The sequence below is a fragment of the Gimesia maris genome, assembly GCF_008298035.1.
GTDB classification, from domain to species: Bacteria; Planctomycetota; Planctomycetia; order Planctomycetales; family Planctomycetaceae; genus Gimesia; species Gimesia maris.
In genome coordinates, this window is record NZ_CP042910.1 from 3,691,431 (window position 1) to 3,714,350 (window position 22,920).

Annotated in this window: 17 protein-coding genes; 13 read left to right on the plus strand and 4 right to left on the minus strand. The window is 49.4% G+C overall.

Annotation, left to right across the window (positions count from 1 at the left end):
* Window positions 1–37: 37 nt before the first annotated feature.
* Window positions 38–550, minus strand: a complete 513-nt coding sequence (locus GmarT_RS13675) for a hypothetical protein (protein ID WP_149302851.1) — start codon at window positions 548–550, stop codon at window positions 38–40.
* 221 nt (window positions 551–771) lie between these two features.
* Complete coding sequence (locus tag GmarT_RS13680; protein ID WP_002686254.1) at window positions 772–1,665, minus strand: alpha/beta hydrolase family protein; 894 nt, start codon at window positions 1,663–1,665, stop codon at window positions 772–774.
* Between the two features lie 342 nt (window positions 1,666–2,007).
* On the opposite strand from GmarT_RS13680, the gene GmarT_RS13685 reads away from it, so the two are divergent.
* Together GmarT_RS13685 and GmarT_RS13690 are read left to right on the plus strand one after the other, a co-directional pair.
* Window positions 2,008–2,937, plus strand: coding sequence for a chemotaxis protein CheX (locus GmarT_RS13685; RefSeq protein WP_044238239.1), 930 nt, complete (start codon window positions 2,008–2,010; stop codon window positions 2,935–2,937).
* A 195-nt stretch (window positions 2,938–3,132) separates the two neighbouring features.
* Complete coding sequence (locus tag GmarT_RS13690; RefSeq protein WP_149302853.1) at window positions 3,133–3,861, plus strand: SDR family oxidoreductase; 729 nt, start codon at window positions 3,133–3,135, stop codon at window positions 3,859–3,861.
* A gap of 22 nt (window positions 3,862–3,883) precedes the next feature.
* Here the strand turns inward: GmarT_RS13690 and GmarT_RS13695 are convergent, their stop codons facing one another.
* On the minus strand, window positions 3,884–5,209 hold the full coding sequence (locus GmarT_RS13695; RefSeq protein ID WP_002686251.1) for a polysaccharide pyruvyl transferase family protein: 1,326 nt from the start codon (window positions 5,207–5,209) through the stop codon (window positions 3,884–3,886).
* A 179-nt stretch (window positions 5,210–5,388) separates the two neighbouring features.
* Between GmarT_RS13695 and folB the strand changes: the two genes are divergently transcribed.
* Both folB and folK read left to right on the plus strand, forming a co-directional pair.
* Entirely contained in the window at window positions 5,389–5,760 is a 372-nt protein-coding gene (folB, locus tag GmarT_RS13700; protein ID WP_002686250.1) for a dihydroneopterin aldolase, read from the plus strand.
* A gap of 1 nt (window position 5,761) precedes the next feature.
* Complete coding sequence (gene folK, locus GmarT_RS13705; RefSeq protein ID WP_044238237.1) at window positions 5,762–6,265, plus strand: 2-amino-4-hydroxy-6-hydroxymethyldihydropteridine diphosphokinase; 504 nt, start codon at window positions 5,762–5,764, stop codon at window positions 6,263–6,265.
* On the opposite strand, the gene GmarT_RS13710 is transcribed toward folK, so the two are convergent.
* The gene (locus GmarT_RS13710; protein ID WP_002686248.1) at window positions 6,262–6,543 is read right to left on the minus strand and encodes a hypothetical protein; all 282 of its coding nucleotides are present in this window, start codon (window positions 6,541–6,543) and stop codon (window positions 6,262–6,264) included. The genes folK and GmarT_RS13710 overlap by 4 nt on opposite strands.
* A 413-nt stretch (window positions 6,544–6,956) precedes the next feature.
* On the opposite strand from GmarT_RS13710, the gene GmarT_RS13715 reads away from it, so the two are divergent.
* From GmarT_RS13715 to GmarT_RS13755, 9 genes are all read left to right on the plus strand, one after another.
* The gene (locus GmarT_RS13715; RefSeq protein ID WP_002686246.1) at window positions 6,957–7,484 is read left to right on the plus strand and encodes a TadE/TadG family type IV pilus assembly protein; all 528 of its coding nucleotides are present in this window, start codon (window positions 6,957–6,959) and stop codon (window positions 7,482–7,484) included.
* Between the two features lie 57 nt (window positions 7,485–7,541).
* Window positions 7,542–8,114: a TadE/TadG family type IV pilus assembly protein gene (locus GmarT_RS13720; RefSeq protein WP_002686245.1), complete on the plus strand. Its 573-nt coding sequence runs from the start codon at window positions 7,542–7,544 to the stop codon at window positions 8,112–8,114.
* A 151-nt stretch (window positions 8,115–8,265) separates the two neighbouring features.
* A complete protein-coding gene (locus GmarT_RS13725) occupies window positions 8,266–10,062 on the plus strand; it encodes a pilus assembly protein TadG-related protein (protein ID WP_002686244.1) in 1,797 nt (598 codons plus the stop codon).
* 421 nt (window positions 10,063–10,483) lie between these two features.
* Window positions 10,484–15,652 (plus strand): DUF1549 domain-containing protein, encoded by a 5,169-nt coding sequence (locus tag GmarT_RS13730; protein WP_002686243.1) that lies wholly within the window; start codon window positions 10,484–10,486, stop codon window positions 15,650–15,652.
* Window positions 15,653–15,729: 77 nt separating this feature from the next.
* Window positions 15,730–17,202, plus strand: coding sequence for a DUF1501 domain-containing protein (locus GmarT_RS13735; protein ID WP_002686242.1), 1,473 nt, complete (start codon window positions 15,730–15,732; stop codon window positions 17,200–17,202).
* A 158-nt stretch (window positions 17,203–17,360) separates the two neighbouring features.
* On the plus strand, window positions 17,361–18,446 hold the full coding sequence (locus GmarT_RS13740) for a DNA alkylation repair protein (protein ID WP_002686241.1): 1,086 nt from the start codon (window positions 17,361–17,363) through the stop codon (window positions 18,444–18,446).
* A 299-nt stretch (window positions 18,447–18,745) separates the two neighbouring features.
* A complete protein-coding gene (locus tag GmarT_RS13745) occupies window positions 18,746–20,902 on the plus strand; it encodes an outer membrane protein assembly factor BamB family protein (RefSeq protein WP_081459518.1) in 2,157 nt (718 codons plus the stop codon).
* 78 nt (window positions 20,903–20,980) lie between these two features.
* Window positions 20,981–21,799 carry an SIMPL domain-containing protein gene (locus GmarT_RS13750; RefSeq protein WP_002686239.1) on the plus strand — a complete coding sequence of 273 codons (819 nt, stop codon included), beginning with the start codon at window positions 20,981–20,983 and terminating at the stop codon, window positions 21,797–21,799.
* 29 nt (window positions 21,800–21,828) lie between these two features.
* Window positions 21,829–22,872 carry a prenyltransferase/squalene oxidase repeat-containing protein gene (locus tag GmarT_RS13755; RefSeq protein ID WP_002686238.1) on the plus strand — a complete coding sequence of 348 codons (1,044 nt, stop codon included), beginning with the start codon at window positions 21,829–21,831 and terminating at the stop codon, window positions 22,870–22,872.
* The last annotated feature ends 48 nt before the right edge of the window (window positions 22,873–22,920 follow it).

Below are 22,920 nucleotides of genomic sequence, written 5' to 3' on the forward strand. Positions count from 1 at the left end.
AGTGGAACTGCAAACTTCGAAGAGGCGTGGGAGACGCTCAGACGCGCGGCGGAGGTGTGTCCGGTGTGAATGTCATGGTAACAGGGAGGACATCAATGAATGTCAAAATTGACTGCAGGTCAGTTGGGTTTAGCAGAGCCGGGCCAGAATGCAGGTTTCGAGGGAATGCCACAGCTAACGCATTCTCAGAGGAATCGCCACATCCACAGGCACGCAATAACTGCAGAAGTGGTGACTCCTTCTGACTTTTGAGGGGCTCTGTCTTTTTCGCGTTACAGCAACTTCCCGGTTTCTGTCTGCGGGCCGTACAACAGGAAGCCCCTTCCCTGGAGTCACCGGAAGCCGTTTTATTGATGCAACAACAGTCATTGCTGGATGTTGACTGCTCTGCACAATGGCACCCTTTTCCGGGCTGCAGTTGAGGCAGCATTCCCGTGCTGGTGATCACATACAGCAAACAGAGCATTGTCATGCCAGCAGAACGACGGAGGCTGTCGAGCCGTCTGCGGCGCTGGATGCCAGTTTGTGGGGTGGCCTGGTGGGAAGACACGGGGATCACTCAATTCAATAAGTATCTGGTTTGATTCTGTTTCGACTGTGTCCAGTTTTACTGTAGCGTCTCCAGCGCCATTTAGACCGAGTCTATTTGATTGAGAGCCGCTACGGTTAAATGTGATGCACTGTAGAGAGCTTCCGTGCCTGACTCCATTGTTTTCGATTTAATAAGCAAAGGAAAGTGTTCGATTTGGTTTTTTAGGCGATCCCGCAAAATTATTCAGAGGAGCGGTTTGTGTCTTTCTGCAGTGTATTCTCTCTAATAAAGGTCACAACCTGTTCGGGATGCGGATGCGTGAAGTGGTGACCCTTTGATTTTTCCGTACCAGTTTTGACCGAAATGATTTTGAAATTATTGTGTCGAAACTTATCCGGGACACGGCTGAACATTAATCGCGTGTTTTCGGCTGGCGGCACAACCTGGTCATTTTCCGAGATGATGTGCAGGACAGGAATTCCGGCCGCGGCGATAAGCTTAATACGGTCAACTGGATTGTCTTTGTACTCGAGGGCTTCTGCTTCCGTCATTTTGTAGGCTTTCAGACATGCCTGCCAACTGGATTCGGAGCCGGCACTGGTTCCTTTCCCGCCTGGCCAGCTTTTAAAATCGCAGACAGGAGTGTCTGCGTAGATACAACTGACTTTTTCCGGATTCGCGAGTGCCCAGTTATAAATGAACAATCCGCCGCGACTGACTCCTTCCAGAGCGACCTTCTTCTGAAATCCGTGTTGTTTGGTCAGTTCTTCATAGAATTTGTTTCCGTATGAAATTGCCTGGGGGGAGCCGAACAGATTGGCGACATCAAGGTAGGCTATGTGAAAGCCCTGTTTGAGCAGTTCGAGATCCATCTCGTAGTGGAAGTCAGGAAACCGGGCACGCCAGACCCAGGGTTTCCCTGGAGCGACTTTTGGGGGGATGACCACATAACACTTGCGGTCTTCGATCTGAAAATGATTTCTTTGAAAGCCATGCCAGGTATCCTGTCTGCCTGACCACTCAGATTTCACTTCCGGATTTGTGGAGGCAAACGCTTCAAATGTCGGTTGACATAAATGCATTCCAATAAAGGAGATGAAAAAAACACGAAAAAAAGAAAACTGGTATTTCATTTGATGATTCTTTCGTCGCCTGAAGACAGATTGTGAGTACGTTTGCTTTATCTGCTGGTAAAAAGGAGGTTACGTGCTTTGCGTCACTGACTATGTGCTGGTCAGTCTGTTCGAACAACTAGCAGGTCATTCTGATTTTAGCAATTTTGAGTTCATTTGCACAATGAGAGCCCTGTCCCAACTGCAGTCACTGACTGCGGAACGGCATTTCTGACATATAGTTTAAGAACTTATCATTAAAACAAAATATATTCTGAAGATCACAAACCAGAGTGGGAGCTGTTTCTGCTTCCGCGGAGTGATTTCATCAGATACAACTATTTGTTAAATACGGACTCAGTTATGTCACTTATTCCTGCTACACATACAACAGAAACATTGACCAGGCGGTTTTCAGATCCGGTTACTAATTCTGTGATTGATGTATTCAAATATTTTGTCGGCACGACAGCCGAGCTGGAAAAGGTTGTCGAAGTCGATGAAGCACCGCGCTTTGACAGGAGTTCAGCAATTGAAGTAAATGGTCCCGGCAAAGGGATCGTGGTGGTAAATCTCCCTCGTGAACTGGTTTCGCGTGCTGTGTCTGTGCTGATTGATGAAGAACTGGCAGACGATGAACACGTCCTGACCGATTTTGCGTGTGAGCTATCAAATATGATTGCCGGCCAGGCTAAAAAAGCGGTTGATCATATGGGATTCCAGCTCGGCCACCCCACTGTCATTGAAACGGAACAGATTGATACACTCTATCCGCCGGAAGCTGGTTCCCGCTGCGGACTCTTTCAGACGGGGATCGGTCCCCTTGCCGTCTATTTTGGCTTTGTAGGACAGTTGGGCGAGATTATTGATTTCGAACACGAAATGACAGACAGGAAACGTCTGATTGTCATCGATCAGGACGAAATGAACCGTGCTTTATTCAAAGGTCTGCTGCACGAACGTTATAAAGTCGAAACCGCGTCTTCGATTGAAGAAGCGTTTATTGACGCCGCCTTGAATTCTCCCGACCTGATTTTACTCGACCTGGATGGTGCTGATGGAAATCATGCGGAATCCGTCAAATACATCAAAGAGTCTCCCCTCACTCGGGGTGTGGAAGTGCTGGTGATGACGTCAAACCGCTCCACTACTGCAATTATCCAGGCTTTTAATCATGGAGCCAGTGACTATATTCTGAAATCTGACTTCACAAAGCAGATTCTGATTGGCAAAATTGAACGGGCGTTTGGAAGAACCCCGGTTGTCAAAGAAGCCGTTTCCGCTATAGATTAAGCGAAACATCTCTGGTCGTTCTCGTATCAGCCCCGGTTTGATGACTGGGGCTTTTTATTTTTGAGCGTTTCACATTTGACGATAGCGTCTGTCGGACTAATTTACCTGGCCCACCTGATCCTGGAGACGCGACAGTAAAACCGGGCACCGTTTAGTTTCCATGGGAGGGAGTTTACATTGAATCTGGAAGGCAAAGTGGCAGTCATTACGGGCTCAGCGGTACGAATCGGCCGCGCGATGGCGCTGACATTGGCAGATGCCGGGGTGGATGTCTGTATTCATTATCACCTTTCACAAGCGGCGGCAGAGCAGACATGCAATGAGATCCGTGAGCGGGGACGTAATGCGACTCGTGTTTCAGCGAATCTCTCGGATCCCGAGACTGCCGCGGCTGTCATTTTTGAAGCGGCGATGACCGAGTTCGGCAAAGTTGACATTCTGATCAACAACGCCTCTGTCTTTGAAAATAAAAGTCTTACAGATACCACCGAGGCCGACTGGGATTCCCATCTGGACATCAACCTGAAGTCTCCTTTTTTTCTCTGCCAGCGGTTTGCAAAACTACTCCCGCCGAGGCAGACCGGTCAGATTGTGAATATTGTGGACTGGCGGGCACAACGGGCCGGGAAAGAACATCTGGCCTACCGGATCTCTAAAGCGGGTCTGGTTACGCTCACGGAATGTCTGGCGCTGGAGCTGGCACCTGCGATCCAGGTCAATGCCATCGCCCCGGGAGCCATTCTACCCCCACCAGGAGAAGACCTGTCGTACCTGGAACAGCGGGCGCAGAAGGTACCTCTGAAGCGAGCGGGAAGCCCTGCTGAAATCTGCAACACCCTGCTTTACCTGTTACGGTCTGATTTTGTGACAGGTGAAGTGTTGACGGTTGCCGGTGGAGAACAGCTCACAGGCGGTCTGGGATGATTTCCACCGATTTGGAATCAGATCATGAGGAATGAGCCTTCAGCACAGCCTGCTTCAGGATCTGCATTGTATTCTGTTGCCGCTTCTCGATCGACTGCATCACTTCTTGCAGCTTGTTGTCTGCCTGGGATTTTTCGTTGTAAATCTGAATGACCCGCTCAGCAATCTGCTGTTCGTTGACTTCATCAATTTCGAATGTCCAGTCTTTTAAACCGATATCGTACCACATTTGCCCTTTGATCGTATCGGTGGGCTGTCTGACATACAGCCCGGGGGTACCAAAAGCACAGGCGATGATGGGAGAATGGCATTCCATGCTCACCACAGCAGCGGCATCGCGATACAAAGAACCGGCTTCATCAGGCAGCCAGTATTCATCGTGGGCCACGACTTTGGATTTGACATCCGCAGGCAGCGGATCAATGACCAGGGGGTTTATAATTTCTGTCTGATAGGTCATTTCGGGACAGACGACTGCTTTCTGACCGCTGGTCCGGACCCATTCAATAATGGCCGCCCGCAGTTTGGCATGATCCTGCTCCTGGTATTGCTTGTTGACCGATTCCACTTCCGCAATTTTTTCTTTGGTCCAGCGGCTGGATTTGTGGATTTTGTGGTAAGGTGTATAGCGTAACCGTGGGACAGCACATAAATAGTTGCCCGGTTCCAGCTGATGTTTCTGTTGAAAAGCGGATGCCTTTTTGTCATCGGTCAGGTCAATCGCAAAGGTCGCGTCAGGGGCAAAATCCTGATGTGCTGACGTCACCTTGGCATCTTTGAGGTTCTTCAGTGAATGTGTTTCACGGGTGAAAATGAAATCGGCTCCCGAGAGCAGTTCATGCAGCTCGGGATTGATCTCGGAGACAGTGACACCGTAAATGCCATACGGTTTACCGGTCTGCTGTTTCCAGAATGCCAGTTCCCGCCGTGAGACCACACTGGGGCCTGAGCCATGCAGAAAGAAATCAGCCTTTTCAAATGCCTGTTGTAACTCCCGGGAATCCAGCTTCCCGTTCCGGTTCAGACGTCCTTTAACAATTTTCAGTTTAGGAAAACGTTTTTTAAGCATCGGTTCCACGCCGCGATCGACACTGTTGGGCCAGAGAATGATTTCAAATTCGGGCGCATACACTTCCAGAAGTTTTAAAATGCCGGGAGAGTGTCCGATATCACCGATATTAACGGTTTGCCAGCCTGATCTGAGTAAAATTACCGGCGGGTTCTGAGAGGACTGTGAGGGAGCTGCCAGTGAGGATGTCAGATGCAGTTGTCCGACAGCAGCGAGCCCCATTGATTGAAGCAGGGTCTGTTTCAGCCAGTGACGTCTTGTAACGGGAGTGCGGTTCATATTGTTGTTCTTTCTATTCGGGAACCCCTTTGTCGTGGCGAATGCAGATAATCAATGTGTTCCTGCCAGAAGTCAGGAATTCTTCGCTGTGCAATCGGAGGGATTAAGACTATAGTAATTCTATCATTGTAGCTGTTCTTAAACTTAAGTCTGCCCCATTTTAAACTACGCTTAATAATATGCCTGATCAAATTCATATTTCCGACTTGTTGTTACGCACGATCATCGGCATCAACGATGAAGAGCGAGAGAAAAAACAGGATGTGCTGATTAATATCAACATGCTCGTCGACTTGAAAACAGCGGGCCGGTCTGATGATATTAACGATGCCGTGAATTATCGAACGATCACCAAGGAGATCATTGAGCTGGTAGAAAACTCTCATTTTCAACTGGTGGAAAAAATGGCGGATGAGGTGGCGCGGATCTGTTTGCGGGATCACAAAGTTCAGTCAGTTCAGGTGCAGATAGAAAAACCCGGTGCCCTGCGTTTTGCCCGCTCCGTCGGAGTGACAGTTGTCAGAACGCGTGAGGATGTTTCAGGAGTCTGAAATGAATCAGGTTTATCTGGCATTAGGCAGTAATATTCGTGCAGAGTTCCATCTTCCCCAGGCAGTCCGGCTGCTGACAAGCTGTGGAGCAATCATCCGGAAATCTTCTGTCTGGCAGAGTCAACCCGTGGGAGATACCAATCAGGCCGATTTTTTAAATGCGGCTGTTTTGTTAGAAACCGCCTGTGATGCTCAGCAGATTTGGGATGAAGTGATCCCGGGGATTGAGGCCCGGCTGCTGCGCGTGCGAGACCCCCTGAATAAAAATGGACCGCGTACGATCGATATCGATCTGGTACTTTTTAATGAAGAGCAGTTGCAGGTAGCTCATCGCCGTGTTCCTGACCCGGACATCAGCAGCCGCATTTTCCTGGCGGTGCCACTGGCGGAACTGGCTCCGGGGTATTGTGTCCCCGGTGTGGGAAAGCCCCTGTCAGAGATCGCAGCAGAACTTCAGACAGACCATGGATCTGTATTCATTCGCAGGGACGATGTGCGTCTCTAATCTTCCAGCAGCGATAATGCATCGCCGGGCAGACAGGCCATTTTGAAGAACAGCCCCTGTTCTTCACACTGAGATTTATAAGCTGCTGGCATTTTCTGTTCAGTTTCGTCATCCCATTCGAGGATATAGGTTCGTTCAGAAACCTTCTTACCACGCACTTCGACAACCATACCTGTCCAGCCTGCACAGCAGATTTCTGGAAATTCAGGGACACAGATCCCGTCTTTCACCTGGATGTTTGAGCCTGCCTTGATTGTTGACGATGCCTTTTTACCCATAATTTATTTCTGCCAAAACATATCTTGTTTTATTGATTTCATGTAACCAGCTGGCACGACTGCAGACAGTGTATCGCTAATGCAACATGAATTTCAATTGAAGGGCCTTGTTATCAGTCTATCTGGCACAAGAAATTAACAAATATCACGATCAACAGCACGAAAAATGCTGTTTATTATCTACAGTGGCCTGTTGGATCAAGTTGCATTATGGGGACCTGATGCATTTTTTCAACAGGAAATTAATTCTGAATAATTTGCAGAAAAGACCTGCAGCAGACAAATTCTGAGCTATTGTTTTATTGGACGATACCAGCCCCTCTTGAACAGTTCTCCCGGCCGACTGCGCTTCAGCAGATTTAAACAGATATGACCATGGAGGGACATTCGTAACTATTTTCAAGAGAAAAAAAATGTTTAAGCGGCACAGCCGAGTGGCATTGAATCAAAAACAGAAAGCCAGACGTTCCGGCCTGGCCCTGGTGGAACTGGCATTCGTGACTCCAGTATTTCTTGTGTTTGTGTATGCCATTTTTGAATTCGGCTATGCCTACATGATTTCTAATATTATCCAGGAAGCGACACAGGAAGGTGCCAAGCTGGGGCGGTGTGAAGAAGTGACAACCGCGCAGGTGGAAACCAAAGTCAAAGCCCTGCTGAATACCGTCTTCGATGCCGATCTGGCTGAAGTGATGGTCAAAGATGCCAGTCAGTTTGACACCCCGGGCGTCGATGTATCGCAAATTAATTACAAGACACTGCCCGATCTCGAATTAGCCAATGCGCAGAAAGCGCAGTTATTTCTGGTACGCGTTGAAGTGCCGTACAAAGATGTTCGATTACTGAGCTCGTTTTTCGTGGATCCGGTCGAAGCCGCAGAGGCCGCGGCCAAAGAAGACAGCATGGTTTTATCCGGCCATTCCGTCAGACGTCACGAGTAATCAGACAGAAAATAATATTACTTATTTCGGCAAGCAACCGCCTGCAGGAGCACACTTATGCAAGTCATGCGAAAACAGAGTATGCAGTCAGTCATTTCAACGGAGAACCGTCGCGGCGTTGCGGCGGTTGAATTCGCATTAATTGCGCCCGTCTTCCTGGCGTTACTGCTGGGAATGGTGGCGGTACGCAAAGCTGTTCACACTACGACGGTCATGGACGCAGCCCTTGCCCAGGCAGGTCGCCTGGCTTCGATGGATGCCGGTTTAAAACTCCCCGCTGGCAAGACTCTGAATGACAAAATTATTCTGGATGTCCGCAATTTCCTGCGTGCCTCCGGTGTCGAAAATGATGAAACCAATCTGATTATCTCCATCACGCATGCGGAAGATGAAAACGGGGTGCCTTTGGATCCCATGCCGAATCCTCCCAGCACGGGAACAGATTTTGATTTAAGTAATTCCGACAACCGAAACCGGTTATTTCGAATAGGGATTGAGATTCCTGAAGGCGCTTCGAATTCCAAGTTGTCCGATATTATGAACCTGGAAGGTTCAATGGCCAAACCAATGAGTGGCGATCCTGTCTGGGATCTGATTATGAATAACGGTACGACTAAGATCGTCAACTAGACTGCGTCCCGTTTTACTGTAGCGTCTCCAGGACCATTAGGGCCGAGTAGAATTGATCGGGAGATGATTTGGTTAAATGTGATGCGAGCTGGAAACAAAAAATTTACTTTAGTGTCTGTGGCTCTATTTCAGAGTACAAGAGGGGGAAAACATGAGACAACTTCAACAACTGAAAGATGAGGAGACCAGTTCCCCGCACGACCAGAGTCGTCGCGGTGCGTTCATGGTTATGGCAGCACCATTCCTCGTCGCAACCATGGGCTTCATGGCGTTCGGTATCGACATCGCCGTGATCACAATGACCAAGACAAGAATGCGTAATGCCGTTGAAGCGGCAGCGCTGGCTGCGGCTCAGCAGATTACGGATGCCGTACAGACAACGGCTGACGGTATTGGAGGCAGCGACAATGTCAGCGGCGATGTGCAGGATGCGAATTCCATTGCCATCGACACTGCCAGGGCTGTTGCTGAGAAAGTCGCACGGTTAAACGGGGTCTACATTGATCCTGAAACCGATGTCGAGTTCGGTAAACGTTACCAGGACAGCGGCGGAACCTTTCATATGGTCTGGGGCGAAAATGCCAAGCCTTATAATGTGGTGAAAGTCACGGCCCGTAAAGATAATGCTACCGAGGGACAGCCGGATTCTCGCCTGCAGTTGTTCTTTGCCGGCTTTATGAGTGAGAAAACTGCCGCGGTAACGACTTCCGCAATCGCGTTTATTGAAGCCCGCGACATTGTGCTTGTTCTCGATTATTCAGGTTCAATGAGCTACGACAGTGAATTTGATGCGATGTCTTCCTATCGTCTGGGAAAATCGGCGGTGGAAGCCAACCTGGATGATATCTGGGAGACACTGGTTGACTCCGGCGCAACTTATTCTGATAGCGGTAAACTGAAGTTTCCCGCAACGGGCTATGGTAGAATAAATTCGGAAGTCGGGACTTATATCAGTTCCACTAACGACGATTATATTTACAGGGCTCTGGATCTGGATGAAGAAGATTCCAGTGGTAATTTAAAATACCCCTTTCCACAGGAAGGTAAAAATTATTATGGTAATCTGAACGGAGAGCCTTCTGGCAACACAAATAAGAATCTGTGGAAAAACTATATCAAATGGGTTCGGTCGGACGGCACTGTCAATAATTATGGTTACCGCAAAAAATATGGGTACCGCACTTTGATGGGATACCTGATTGAACAACGCAAGTTGAACAGCCAGTCTGAAGATCTGTGGCGGGCTCCCATTTATCCATTCAATGCGATGAAAGAAGGGGTGACGTTGTTTACCGAATTCCTCAGCGGTCTGGAGTTCGGCGATCATATTGGTCTGGTCACTTATGATGATACATCACGTATTCAATCTGTTTTAAATGAACAGGGGATTTCCGAGTCTGTTGATCTGGGAGATGAACTCATCACGAATCGATACTCTGATATCGATTCCATCCAGAGACACAAGCAGGCTTCTCACTATGCTCCTTACACTGGTATGGGTTATGGGATTAAAGATGCAAGAGAATTATTGCAGTCCCATGGCCGTGCTGGTGCGCGACCTACGATTCTGGTGATGACCGACGGTAATGCAAACCGTTCGCCTTCAGGCTGGTCACTGCCAGGTAGCTGGGACTGGGATGATGTGACCGATTTCGATGACGATGGTCAGTCTGACTATTCAACGAATGATCGGCACAAACAGTATGCATTCTGGCAAGCTGTGGAAGCAGCAAAGCTGGGGTATACGGTTCACACCATGACCGTAGGTGAAGGGGCAGATCGCAGCTTGATGCAGGCCATGGCCAAAGCGTGCAATGGGATCTGTATTGATGCTCCCGGTGGTGCAACGATCGAAGACATGAAGTCACAGTTACTGACTGCCTTCGGCAAGATTGCCGCCAATGTGCCTCCAGCGAAATTACTGGCGGATCCGGAAAGCGATTATTAAGTGAACGAATTTGTTATGATTCGTGCCTGCTTGGGTTGATTTTCTACCTGAGTGAGAGGGGTGACTGGGAACGGTCACCCCTTTTTTTATTGTAAGCGGTAGTTCATAAATAACCTTATGAAAGGTCCTCAGCGGCAGACCCTGAGTGGGAAATCTTTTAAATTTTTTTGAAAAACGGGAAATTCTCATCGACGAGGAATTAGGATGTATTCATAATACTAGATATCAAAGCAGTCGAATATTAAGTTTCTGATTGAGGATCAATCGGAGTTAAACTTATCCTTCCACTACTCTCACCCTGGTTGATTTTCGCTCTGAAATAATGAGCCCTCTCAAAATCAATAAGGGGCAATGAGAAGAAACTGTCTTCTCATCACCAGAGTTATTTTAACTTAGGTTTGCCACAAGGGGGTTGAGGTTCATGTCCTGCGACAAGATCCGTACCATTGCAACTTTCACAGTTGTGCTCTGCGCCAGTTCTGTTTCCGGCCTGTTTACTGCGAAAACTGTGGCCGCTGAAAAACAAGTCAGCTTTTATCAGCAGGTCCGACCAATACTTCAGGCGCAGTGTGCCGGTTGCCACCATCCAAGAAATCCCGAAGGGGAATATGTCGTTACCGAGTTCTCCCATTTTCTTAAAGGGGGAGAAAGTCAAACCAGAGCGATTGTGCCCGGAAAACCGGATGAAAGTTACCTGGTTCAACTGATTACCCCCCATGGCAATGAAGCAGAAATGCCGAAAGCAAAAACGCCTCTATCTCAGGATCAGATTAATCTGGTCCGATTATGGATCCAGCAGGGGGCCCGCAATGACTCACCGGCAAAGGTGGAGTATCGTTTTAATCAGGAACACCCGCCGACCTATTCTTCTCCCCCGGTCATCACCTCGCTGGCTTATTCGCCTGACGGAAAAATACTGGCAGTCGCCGGGTTCCATGAAGTGATCCTGCATGCTGCCGACGGAGATCAGATTCTGGCCCGTTTGATTGGAAAGTCACAACGCATTGAATCGGTGCAGTTTTCCCCGGATGGAAAATCTCTGGCCGTCACAGGCGGGACTCCCGCGGAACGGGGAGAGGTTCAGATCTGGGATCTGGCGACCAAAACGCTCAAGAAGTCGATTCCGGTCACCTACGATACCCTGTATGGTGCCAGCTGGTCTCCCGATGGAAAACTGCTGGCATTTGGCTGCAGTGACAATACGGTCCGCGTCATTGAGGTGGAAACAGGAAAAGAAGTCCTGTACCAGAATGCCCATTACGACTGGGTACTGGATACTGTTTTTTCCACGGATGGCAGCCATCTGATATCAGTCAGCCGCGATCGCACGACTAAACTGACCGAGCTGAAAACCCAGCGGTTTATCGATAATATTACTTCAATTACACCCAAAGCCCTGACCGGAGGACTGGCTGCCATCGATCGGCATCCTACACAGGATACTGTGCTGGTCGGCGGTGCGGATGGTGTGCCAAAACTGTATCACGTTTTCCGGCAGTCGAAGCGGGTCATCGGAGATGATGCAAACCTGGTGCGCCAGTTCCCTGCTCTGAAAGGACGGATCTTCGGTGTCGATATTCATCCGGACGGTAAGCAACTGGTCGCTGTCAGCAGCCTGAACCATACTGGCGAACTGAAAGTCTTTGATTTTGAGATCGCATCCAAGTTTCCGGAAGATCTGGTCAAAATTCTTTCTGAGCGTGTGGCATCACGTTCGGCAGAAGATAAGAAACGGGTTGAGGAAAATCGCAATAAAGGGGTCAAAGTCGTCAGTGAAGTGAAAGTGCCGGAATCGGGCCTGTATACCGTCTGCTACCATCCAGCTGGTGAAGTTATCGCGACCGCCGGCCAGGATGGTCAGGTGCGTCTGTATGAAGCAAAAACAGGAAAGTTGAAGAAATCCTTTGTACCTGTTCCGTTACAGCAGGCCGGGACTCTTGTCGCTGCCAAGCCGACAAACAGCAGTAAAGTTCCACAAAACGAGTTAAACAAACTCGTTGTTGTCGATTTAAACGAGAAAAAACTTCCCGAAGAATCATTCAGCAATTCTGATCCACTGGTGAAACTGGAAGTACAACCTGCTGAAGCCACGATTGCCCAGAAATATGACACGATTCAGTTCCTGGTGACAGGGTATACCAAATCCGGTGCTAAGACGGATTTGACGCGACTGGTGCAGAAGTCACTCAAGGAGAAAGACACGATTTATGTCTCACCCCGCGGGCTGGTACGGGCATTAAAACCCGGTACTGCGGAAGTTCAGTTCAGTCTACACGGTCAGCAGGCAACAGCCAAAATCAGGGTGGCGGATTTTCCTGCCAGCTACAGTCCTGATTACTGGCGGGACGTGGCGCCGGCTTTTACAAAAATGGGTTGTAATTCCGGATTGTGTCACGGTGCCAATAAGGGGAAAGATGGATTTAAGCTCTCTTTGCGAGGCACCGATGATCTGTTTGACCTGCGTGCTTTCACAGACGATCTTAAATCGCGGCGCGTGAATCTGGCGGCTCCGGAGCAGAGTCTGATTCTGCTGAAAGCGATTGCGGAAGTTCCTCACAAGGGAGGCCAGGTGGCACTGGCCGGTAATGCCCATTACGAGATTGTTTCGTCATGGATTAAAGAGGGCACCCCGCTCCAGCGAGATGCGGCCCGTGTTGCCAGCATCAAAGTCGTGCCCGAAAATCCGGTTGTGCCTCGCGCAGGACTGCTGCAGCAGTTCCGGGTTCTGGCAACTTATGATAATGGTGAGATTCGCGATGTGACTTCCGATGCTTTTATTGACTGCAGTAACATTGAAATTGCCAAAATGCATCATGGCGGAATAGCAGAAGCACTTCGCCGCGGGGAAGCCCCCCTGCTCGCCCGTTATCAGGGTAAGTATGCGGCTACGACTGTCACCGTCATGGGAGATCGCTCTGAATTCGCCTGGAAACAACAGCCTGTCTACAACTATATCGACGAGCTGGTTGACCAGAAACTCAAAAAAACAAAGACCCTGCCTTCTGAGTTGTGTTCTGATGCTGAGTTTATCCGCCGGATTTATATCGATCTGACAGGATTACCGCCCACAATTGATGATGTCAAAGCGTTTCTCGCCGACAAACGCGAGTCGCGTACGAAACGCAATGAGTTGATTGACCGCTTACTGGCAAGTCAGGAATATGTGGAACACTGGACCAATAAATGGGCTGACCTGCTGCAGGTCAATCGCAAGTACCTGGGGACAGAAGGTTCTCAACTGTTCCACGACTGGATCCGCAAATCCGTCGCTGAGAATGTGCCTTACGACAAGTTTGTCTACAACATTCTGTCCGCTTCGGGATCTAATAAAGAAGTACCGGCTGCTTCGTATTTCAAAATCCATCGTACGCCTGAAGATACGATGGAAAATACGACACACCTGTTTCTCTCAATTCGTTTCAACTGCAATAAGTGCCACGATCATCCCTTTGAACGCTGGACTCAGGATCAATATTACGAAACGTCCGCTTTCTTCGCTCAGTATGATTTGAAGAATGCCCCGGAAAGTAAAGGACGCACGATTGGCGGAACCGCTGTCGAAGGCCGTAAGCCGCTGTTTGAGGTTGTGTATGATAAAAACGAAGGAGAAATGATCCACGAACGAACCGGAGCGAAAACACCGCCGGAATTCCCCTACCCTGCCAAATTCAAAATGGGTGAGAAGAAAAAAGAAGAACTGACCCGGCGTGAAAAACTGGCCCGCTGGATCACCTCCCGTGACAATCAGTACTTTGCCAAAGCTTATGCGAACCGCATCTGGGGTTATCTGACGGGGACCGGTCTGATCGAACCGATTGATGATATCCGGGCGGGTAATCCGCCTTCGAATCCGGAATTACTGGATCGATTAACGGCTGATTTTCTTGAACATGATTTTGATATCAGGCATATGATGCGCGTGGTCTGTCAGTCGCGTACTTATCAGTTATCCATCGAATCCAACGAGTGGAATGAAGATGACAGCATTAACTATTCGCATGCAAAAGCGCGGCGTCTGCCGGCAGAAGTCTTGTATGATGCCTTGTGCCGTGTCACGGGTTCACAGTCCAATATCCCTGGAGTTCCGGCCGGTACCCGTGCAGCTGAACTGCCCGACGTCGGCTTTGAATTGAAAAGTGACTTCCTGGCAAAGTTCGGGCGTGCACAACGCGAAAGTCCTTGTGAGTGTGAGCGGTCTTCCAGCGTGGAACTGGGACCGGTTATGGCGTTGATCAGTGGGCCCACCGTGGGAAATGCCATTAGTGATCCCAATAACGCTTTGAACAAACTGGTGCAGACTGAAAAAGATGATTCGTCTCTGATTAACTCTATCTTCTTACGTGTATTGAACCGCCCTGCTTCTCCCGAGGAGACACAGGCAGGTGTCAAGCTCATTCAACAGCAGATTCAGAGCGAACATGAGACATTGAAAAAGCGTCTGGCGGCCTATGAAAAAGGATTGAAGCCGGAAGTGATTCAGCAGGAAGATCAGCGCGTACAGAATATTCAGTCAGCACAACAGAAGCTGTCTGAGTTTGAGAAAGCGATTGCGCCACGCGAAGCCTTCCTCAATAAGGAACAACAGGCACGCACAGCGAAGCTGCAGAAAGCATTGTCCGCCTACCAGAGTTCGATTCAGGACAAGATCGCTGCCTGGGAAAAACAGGAAGCAAAAGGGACCCACTGGACTCCCATCAAGCCTGTAACCGCGAAAGCGACGAATGAAGCAACTCTGGAACCACAGAAAGATCTGTCCCTGCTGGCGAAGGGGAAAAATGGTAAAGGTGATTATGAAATCGTCACAGAAACCAGTCTGAAAAATCTTTCGGCAGTCCGGCTGGAAGTATTGATCGATGATTCGTTTCCCAGGAAAGGTCCCGGTCGTTCGACAGATGGGAACTTTGTATTGACTGAATTCGAAGTCTACGCGGCTCCGAAATCAAAACCGGATCAGAAAACAAAGCTCAAGTTGTTGAACGCTCAGGCTGATTTCAGTCAGAATGGGTACTCAATTGCGACGGCCATTGATGGCAAGCTTGCTCCGCAGGGAAATGGCTGGGCAGTCTCACCACAGATTGGAAAACCACATGTCGCCAGTTTCGATATCCAGTCGCCGGTCCCCGCTGATGATCAGGGAATGATTTTGACATTTGTCATGAAGCAGGAGTTCAACAGCAATACGCATTCGATTGGCCGTTTCCGTCTGTCTATCACGGACGGCATCGGACCAACCACCCTCGATAAACATCCCCAGGATATTCAGAATATTCTGGCGAAGGCGGTCGATAAACGAAATGCTGCCGAGAAAAAGAAACTGCAGGAATATTACAGCAAAGCCGACAGTCAGTTGCAGTCGATGTTAAAAGCAGTTGCCGAGAGTAAACAGCCACGCGCGACCGACCCGGTTCTGGTGCAATACCGTAAGCATCTGCAGGAAATGCAGGAACTCAAACCGGTTGACCGGACACTCACACGACTGCGAAGTGATGTGCAGTTAAGTGCCGAACAGCTCAAACATCACCGTCTGATTGCGGCTCAGGACCTGACCTGGGCTTTGATTAACAGTCCGGCGTTTCTGTTTAATCATTAAGAACGATTCAAAAAATTGTTTTCAACATAGAATACAAAACTGAAACTGCTCTCAAATCCAAATGAGGAGATATTGAAATGCTGATCATTCCCGGTCAACCAGGCAAGGAAGTATGTGAGTCTCGAAATCAAATTTCACGACGTGATTTGTTGCGGGTAGGTGGTTCCGGCATGATGGGTATGGGACTGGGGTCCATGCTGCAACTGCAGGAAGCGGCGGCCAACAGTAATGAAGGTGGTGGCGGCCCCGGCTGGGCCAAAGCCAAAAGTGTCATTCTGATCTTTCTGCAAGGGGGCCCCAGCCACATTGATTTGTGGGATCCTAAAGAAAATGTACCCGATAACGTACGCAGTGTATTCAAGCCGATCTCCACCAAAATGCCCGGTGTGCAGTTTACCGAGCTGCTTCCCAATCTGGCTCAGAATAATGACAAGTTCACGATGATCCGTTCGATGAGCTACACACCCAAAGGACTCTTCAATCACACCGCTGCCATCTATCAGATGTTGACCGGTTACACGACCGACAAGGTCAGCCCTTCCGGCCAGCTGGAACCGCCCAGTCCCAAGGACTTCCCGAACTTTGGTTCCAACGTGATCCGTCTGCAGCCACCACAGGTTTCCATGTTACCTTTCGTGATGCTGCCTCGTCCTCTGCAGGAAAGTAATGTGGTCGGCAAAGCGGGTACCGCAGGCTTCCTGGGACGTGCCTATGATCCTTACTATCTGTATCCACCCGGAGACGATATGGATATGAATAAGATGGACAAGATCAGTGTCGACGACCTGAAACTGCGTCCCGATGTTTATACATCCCGTCTGCAGCGTCGCGCCAGTCTGCGTGACACAATCAACAAAGGCATGCCTCAACTCAACAAAGCGGTTGAGGACTACAAGCTCGATAAATATTACAGTCGTGCCCTGGATCTGGTGATTTCCGGGCGTGCCCGTGATGCGTTTGCTTTGGATCAGGAATCGGATGCTGTCCGTGATCAATATGGTCGCAATACGTTTGGCCAGAGTTTGTTGCTGGCAAGACGTCTGGTGGAAGCGGGAACGCGTGTCGTTGAAGTGGTCTGGCCGAAAGTTGCCAATTCCAATAACCATTCCTGGGACGTCCATTCCGGTCTGACCAATCGTTTGAAAAATCAGTCGGCTCCCATGTTCGATCAGGGACTGGCCAGTCTGATCTCCGATTTGTACGACCGTGGTACACTGGATGAGACTCTGGTCGTGGCGGTTGGTGAATTCGGACGCAGTCCGCAACGCGGCGTCAGTACTTCCGGAAACTCAAACAGTGATGACGGACGCGATCACTGGCCTTACTGTTATACTTCCCTGCTTGCAGGTGCCGGGATTAAACGGGGCTACGTGCATGGTGAATCGGACAAAACCGGTTCGAGCCCGCGAAAAGATCCCGTCCATCCCCGCGAACTGCTGGCAACGATTTATCATTCGTTCGGAATTAATCCGGAAACGATTGTGTATAACCATCTGAATCAGCCCCGCGAACTGGTGAAAGCCCAGGCCGTCACCAAACTCATGGGATAACCGTATCCGTAATTTCAATTTTATCCAGGCCCGCCTGTCAACTGCGACAGGCGGGCCTGTTTTGTTTGTGGTGAGACAAAAGAAAGAGTACGATACGCGGCGGACTCTGCCGTCTGTCAGCAGAATTGTGAAATGTCATCAGCTTTGAAACGAGATTCATGCCTGAACCGCTTAAAGACCGCTACGATGAAGCCTATCTCAATCGACTGATTGAGGAACTTGCCCGCTATTCGCCGCGCTTTCCTCGCAAGCGTATGCTGCAGTTTGTGTTTGACGCGGAATGGGAGCAGCGTGAACTGAAACAGCGTATGCGGCATATTACGCATGCGTTGCATGAGTTTCTGCCGAATGATTATGGGACTGCACTCACCGTTTTAGAGCGGGCTGCCCCCTCTTTTGGTGGTTTTGAAGCAATGTTCTTCCCTGACTTTGTTGAAGTCTACGGCCTGAAGGACTGGGATCGCTCTATGGCAGCACTGGAACATTTTACGAAGTTCTCCAGCAGCGAATTTGCCGTCCGTCCGTTTATTGTGCAAGATCAGCAACGCATGATCCGCCAGTTGAAGCTCTGGGCTGCATCGTCGGATCAGCATGTTCGCAGGCTGGCTTCCGAGGGGAGTCGCCCCCGTTTGCCGTGGGCAATGGCTTTACCGGCCTTTAAACAGAATCCTGCCCCCCTGCTGCCAATTCTGAAACGGTTGAAATCCGATTCCAGTGAATATGTCAGGCGGAGCGTCGCCAATCATCTGAATGACATCTCCAAAGATCATCCTCAAATCGTTTTGTCTCTGGCTGAACAGTGGCTCAAAGGAAAACCGGAAACACGCTGGATTGTAAAGCACGGCTGTCGGACATTATTAAAACAGGGAGATCCGCAGACGCTGGCTCTGTTCGGTTATCGCCGGCCGGATAACCTCAAAATCAGAAAGTTTGAACTCCAGCCGTCTGTCATCAGCATGGGAGAAGAGGTGAGGTTTGAATTTGAACTGGTTTCACATAAAACGGAACTGGGGCAAATCCGCATGGAATATGCCGTTGAATTTGTGAGACAGAAAGGCGCGACAACCCGTAAAGTATTTAAGATTTCGGAAGGCGTTTACCCTGAGCATTCCAGAGTCTATCGATCAAAACATTCCTTCAAACCCATTTCCACACGCAGGTATTATCCCGGCATCCATCGTCTGGCGATTATTGTCAACGGTCAGCAGCTGGAACAGGTAGAATTTGAACTGCAGGATGCCTGAGAGGCAGCTGTTTTTCCTCAGCAAATAAATGAAGGGGGAAATTCAAAAAACGGAAAGTTATTAAAAAAGCAAAAAGCGACAAAATAGTCCTTGAAATTCTGATCACCATGTGGTGTACAATGATGACATGGTTTATTTCTTGCAGAAATGTGCGAGGGAAGATCAGAAAAAACGAGGGATTATTTAAAAACCGGGAACTCCTGTCACCCCACAACCATCCTGGTTATGTTCTTATAGATCGCGCCAACACAATTGATATTCTACGAAGGAACAGGCCATTCGTCGGCTAAGGATGGATTATGTTATCTATGGGTGCGCACTTGAAACACTTCAATCTGAAATCAGTCTGGAAGCAATGCCTGCTTTGGGGGGGAGCTGTTTGGCTTTTCTGTCCCATTGCACTGGCAGAAGCACAGGTCTTTGTTGTGAATGGTGCTGCCGTCGTTCAGGATGCCGTGGCGGCGGACGTTACCTCTCCCCATAAAATGCCGGGGTTCAGCATTTCGGTGGATGAGAAAAAATTGAATCTGCTGGAAGACTACGAACGTTATATCCGGCATCGGATGTGGGAAAAGGCGCTGACGTCGCTCAAGGAACTCTCTGAGACAAAATCTACCTCGCGCCTGCTGCCGACCAGTGATGGATTTCTGATCGATGCGGAAGACAGAGTCTTTCAGGCGCTGACTGCCTTGCCTCCCGAAGGACGCGAGGCGTTTCGACTGTTCTTTGACGGCAAAGCCCGCAAACAGTTTGAAGATCTCAATGCGTCAGGCAGGCTGGTGACTCCCCAGGCGGCAGCGGAAGCCCGAAAAATATATTCCCAGTATTTTTTAACTTCCATCGGTGATGATGTCGCTGACCTGCTGGGTAATGATGCGTTCGAGCAGGGGCAGTTCCATCAGGCGGCACGCTATTGGCGTGCTGTGCTGGAACACCATCCTGATTCCAATCTTTCCGAAATGGATCTGAATGTCAAATACGCGCTCGCCCTGATACGTAACGGGCAGATGGAACAGGCGGCTGCGACGATTCAACTCATCTCTCAACAGTATTCCGATCAGAAAGTGACATTAGGAGGCGACGCGGTCGATCCTGTGATGTATCTCAAGTCGTTGATGCCTGCTGACTCTGAAAAAAGTGACAATCACTCTGTTGCGACGACTGCGCTTTCGAATCGGATTTCTCAGCCACTTCAGATGTCAGACAAACAGATAGCACCTCGCTGGCAGGTCACTTATCTGGACCAGGCGGCAAAACAGGCAATCGTCAATTCCCAGTCTGACTATTATGGACGCAGTAAATCGTATCAGACATTCGTGCCCCCGATGGCCGTGGATGACAAACGGGCCTATTTTAATTTTTACGGGATCTGTTTCGGCGTCGATCTGCAGACCGGCAAGCTGGTCTGGCGGAACGCGAAGTTCAAAGACCTCGGCACCAACTTCAATAATTACAGCTTTCATCAGTCATCCAATCTGAACCAGTACCATATTACTGTCGACGGCAACTATGTACTGACAACCTTGATTCCCCAGAAAGAGATGAACCGGTATCGTGCCTGTTATCGATTGATTGCCTATCATCGGGATTCCGGAAAACAGCTCTGGCAGAGCAGTCAGACCAATGAGAGCTTTATTTCAAAACCGCTCGTCGCTGGCGAGCAGATTTATGTGATTTCACATCAGCAGAATAATAAACTACTGACACTGAACTGCCTGCAGTTGAAAACCGGGAAGAAACAGTGGTCGATTCCCCTGGGAAGTGTGGTTGCTGGAAACACCTCGAACGGCATGCCTGTCATGCCGGTTCCGATTTTGCGGAAGACCGGGGGCAGCCTGCTGATTCTGACGAATAACGGTGCCCTGTTTGAGATCGATCTTTCGACCAAAGCCATCAACTGGGCATTCCGGTACCCTTACAAAGTCGATCAGACCAATACCAATTATTACTATGCGGCGATTGATGAGGATGTTCTGTTGCATTCCGAAGGACAGATGCTGCGGGATCAGAATCTGGTTTATTTCAAAGAAGCAGGCATGGATAAAGTCTTTGCTCTGGATCTGGCAGCAAAAAAAATGCTCTGGGAACGCCCGATCAAAACATCGGCACAACTGGTGGGTATCGATCAGAAGAATATCTATCTCCTGTCACGGGAACTGGAAGCCATTGACCGCAAATCGCATGAACTGAACTGGGCAGTCAAGTTGCCCGTAGCTGCCGGAGGTATGAGTGCCCTGCTCGATCCGGAGCAGCTCTGGGTATTCACCAGCCGGGGGATTTTTGAAATTTCCAAGACAAATGGTGACATTCTTGGAATCTATCGAGGGCATGATCTGTCTTCGCTGGGAGGCTCGATCGATTTCAGACAGGGGCTGATAATGTGTGTTTCGAATCAGGCTGTCACTGCCTACCCGGTGACCATCCCTGGATCATCAGATCAGAAGTCAAAACCTTAACACGAATGAATCACTTTTAAACGACTGGATACGGAATTGAATATGAGTGGTCTGTCCCGATTGTTACAACGAGTTACTATGTTTTCACTGGCAGTCCTCTTTTGCTGGGGCATGATGACGCATTCGTCTGCTGCAGCCGAAAATCAGGGGATTACGGTGATGGGGCTGGGCAGCGTCGAAGCAAAGCCTTCCGTTGTTGAACTGACGGGAATTGTAATCGGCCAGGGACAACTGGCCGGCGATGCGGTTACCAAGTTTCATGGTAATCGTCGACGGGCGGAAACCGCTTTCAAAAATCTGAAGATCCCGGGGCTGGAAGTCGTGGAAGAAGGCCTGTCTCTTTACTCTTCTTTGAATGCGAGTCAGATGCAGGCCATGATGCGCGGCATGGCAGTGAATAATACGGATTCACAGGAATTGTCAGTGTCTGAAACACTCAAACTGCGCGTGACTGGAATCGATAAGTTGAGCTCCCAGGAACTGCTGGAAATGATTGTACGCATCGTCGATTCCGGTAAAGATGCCGGTGTGATTATCGGTAACGACACTTCTCCTAGTGTACCGGGTACTTACAATCCATCAAAAGCCCGCAACACAATGGCTACATTCAAAGTGACGGACGTGGAAAAACTGAAAGAAGCGGCTTACGAACAGGCCGTCAAAGATGCGCGGTCCCAGGCGGAGAAGCTGGCGAAGCTCACGGGCGTCAAACTGGGAAAAGTGATCTCCGTTGATGGCGTCGGTGACAGTCAGAAAAATACGGCAGCCATTTATAATCAGATCATTTCACAGTACATGTCAGCGACAAGAGTCAATCAGACTGAAGAACAGGCATCGACTTTATTGAAAGCCATCCCGATCGCGGTGGCAGTGCGTGTGACTTATTCCATTGAGTAACAGGCAGGAAATTCAAGGACGGGCGTCTTATGAAATTTAAAACACTGTTGACGGGCTGTACGCTGTGTCTGATGTTAATCGTCAGACCAGTTGAAATGCGTGGGGAAGAGATTCTCCCCAAACATATGACGCCTGCTGCTGTCAAATCAATTGAACGCGGGCTGGCATACCTGGCCAAACAGCAGACTCCTGGAGGCAGCTTTCAGACCACTCAGGATGGCAGTACGTACCCGGTTTCCATGACTTCGCTGGCTGGCATCGCCTTTCTGGCCAACGGGAATACCTCCAGTCGTGGTCCTTATGCTGACCAGGTTCGTAAAGCGACCGAATATGTTCTCAGCCAGGCACAGGGAAATGGGTTGATCGCTGCAGGCGCAGAAAATGGTCGTCCGATGTACGGCCATGGTTTCTCACTCCTGTTTCTGTCCAGCGTATACGGTATGGAGACAGACGCGAAAGTGCGCGACCGGATTGCCAAAGTCGTCAAAGACGGGATTCAGTTAACGGCTTCCGGTCAGAGTAATAGGGGAGGCTGGATCTATACGCCTGGAGGTGGCGATGAAGGGAGTGTGACCGTCACGCAAATGCAGGGACTGCGCGCGGCACACAATGCCGGCTTTACCGTGCCTAAAAGTACCATTCAAAATGCGGTCCGCTACCTGGAACTCTGCCAGACTCCCGAAGGAGGGATTCGTTACTCTTATAACTCAGGTAACGATACCCGACTGCCGATTTCCGCGGCTGCCATTACCTGCCTGTACTCCGCAGGAGAATACGAATCACCACTTGCGGAAGAATGTATGGAATATGTCTATGGCCAGTTCAAGAATCGGAAAAACGGATTTCAGTCGGGACATTATTTTTATTTGAACCTTTACGCCGCCCAGGCGTTTTATCAGGCAGGCGATGAGTACTGGGATGCCTATTATCCCGGTCAGCGGGACAGTCTGGTCAAATCACAGACATCCAACGGCAGCTGGAATGGAGATGGAGTGGGTCCCGTTTTCGGTACCAGTGTGGCGTTGATTGTCCTGCAGCTGCCTTACAAATACTTACCCATTTATCAACGATGAATTTCTAGAGCGTATCACATTTAACCAGAGCGTCGTTCAATCTAATCT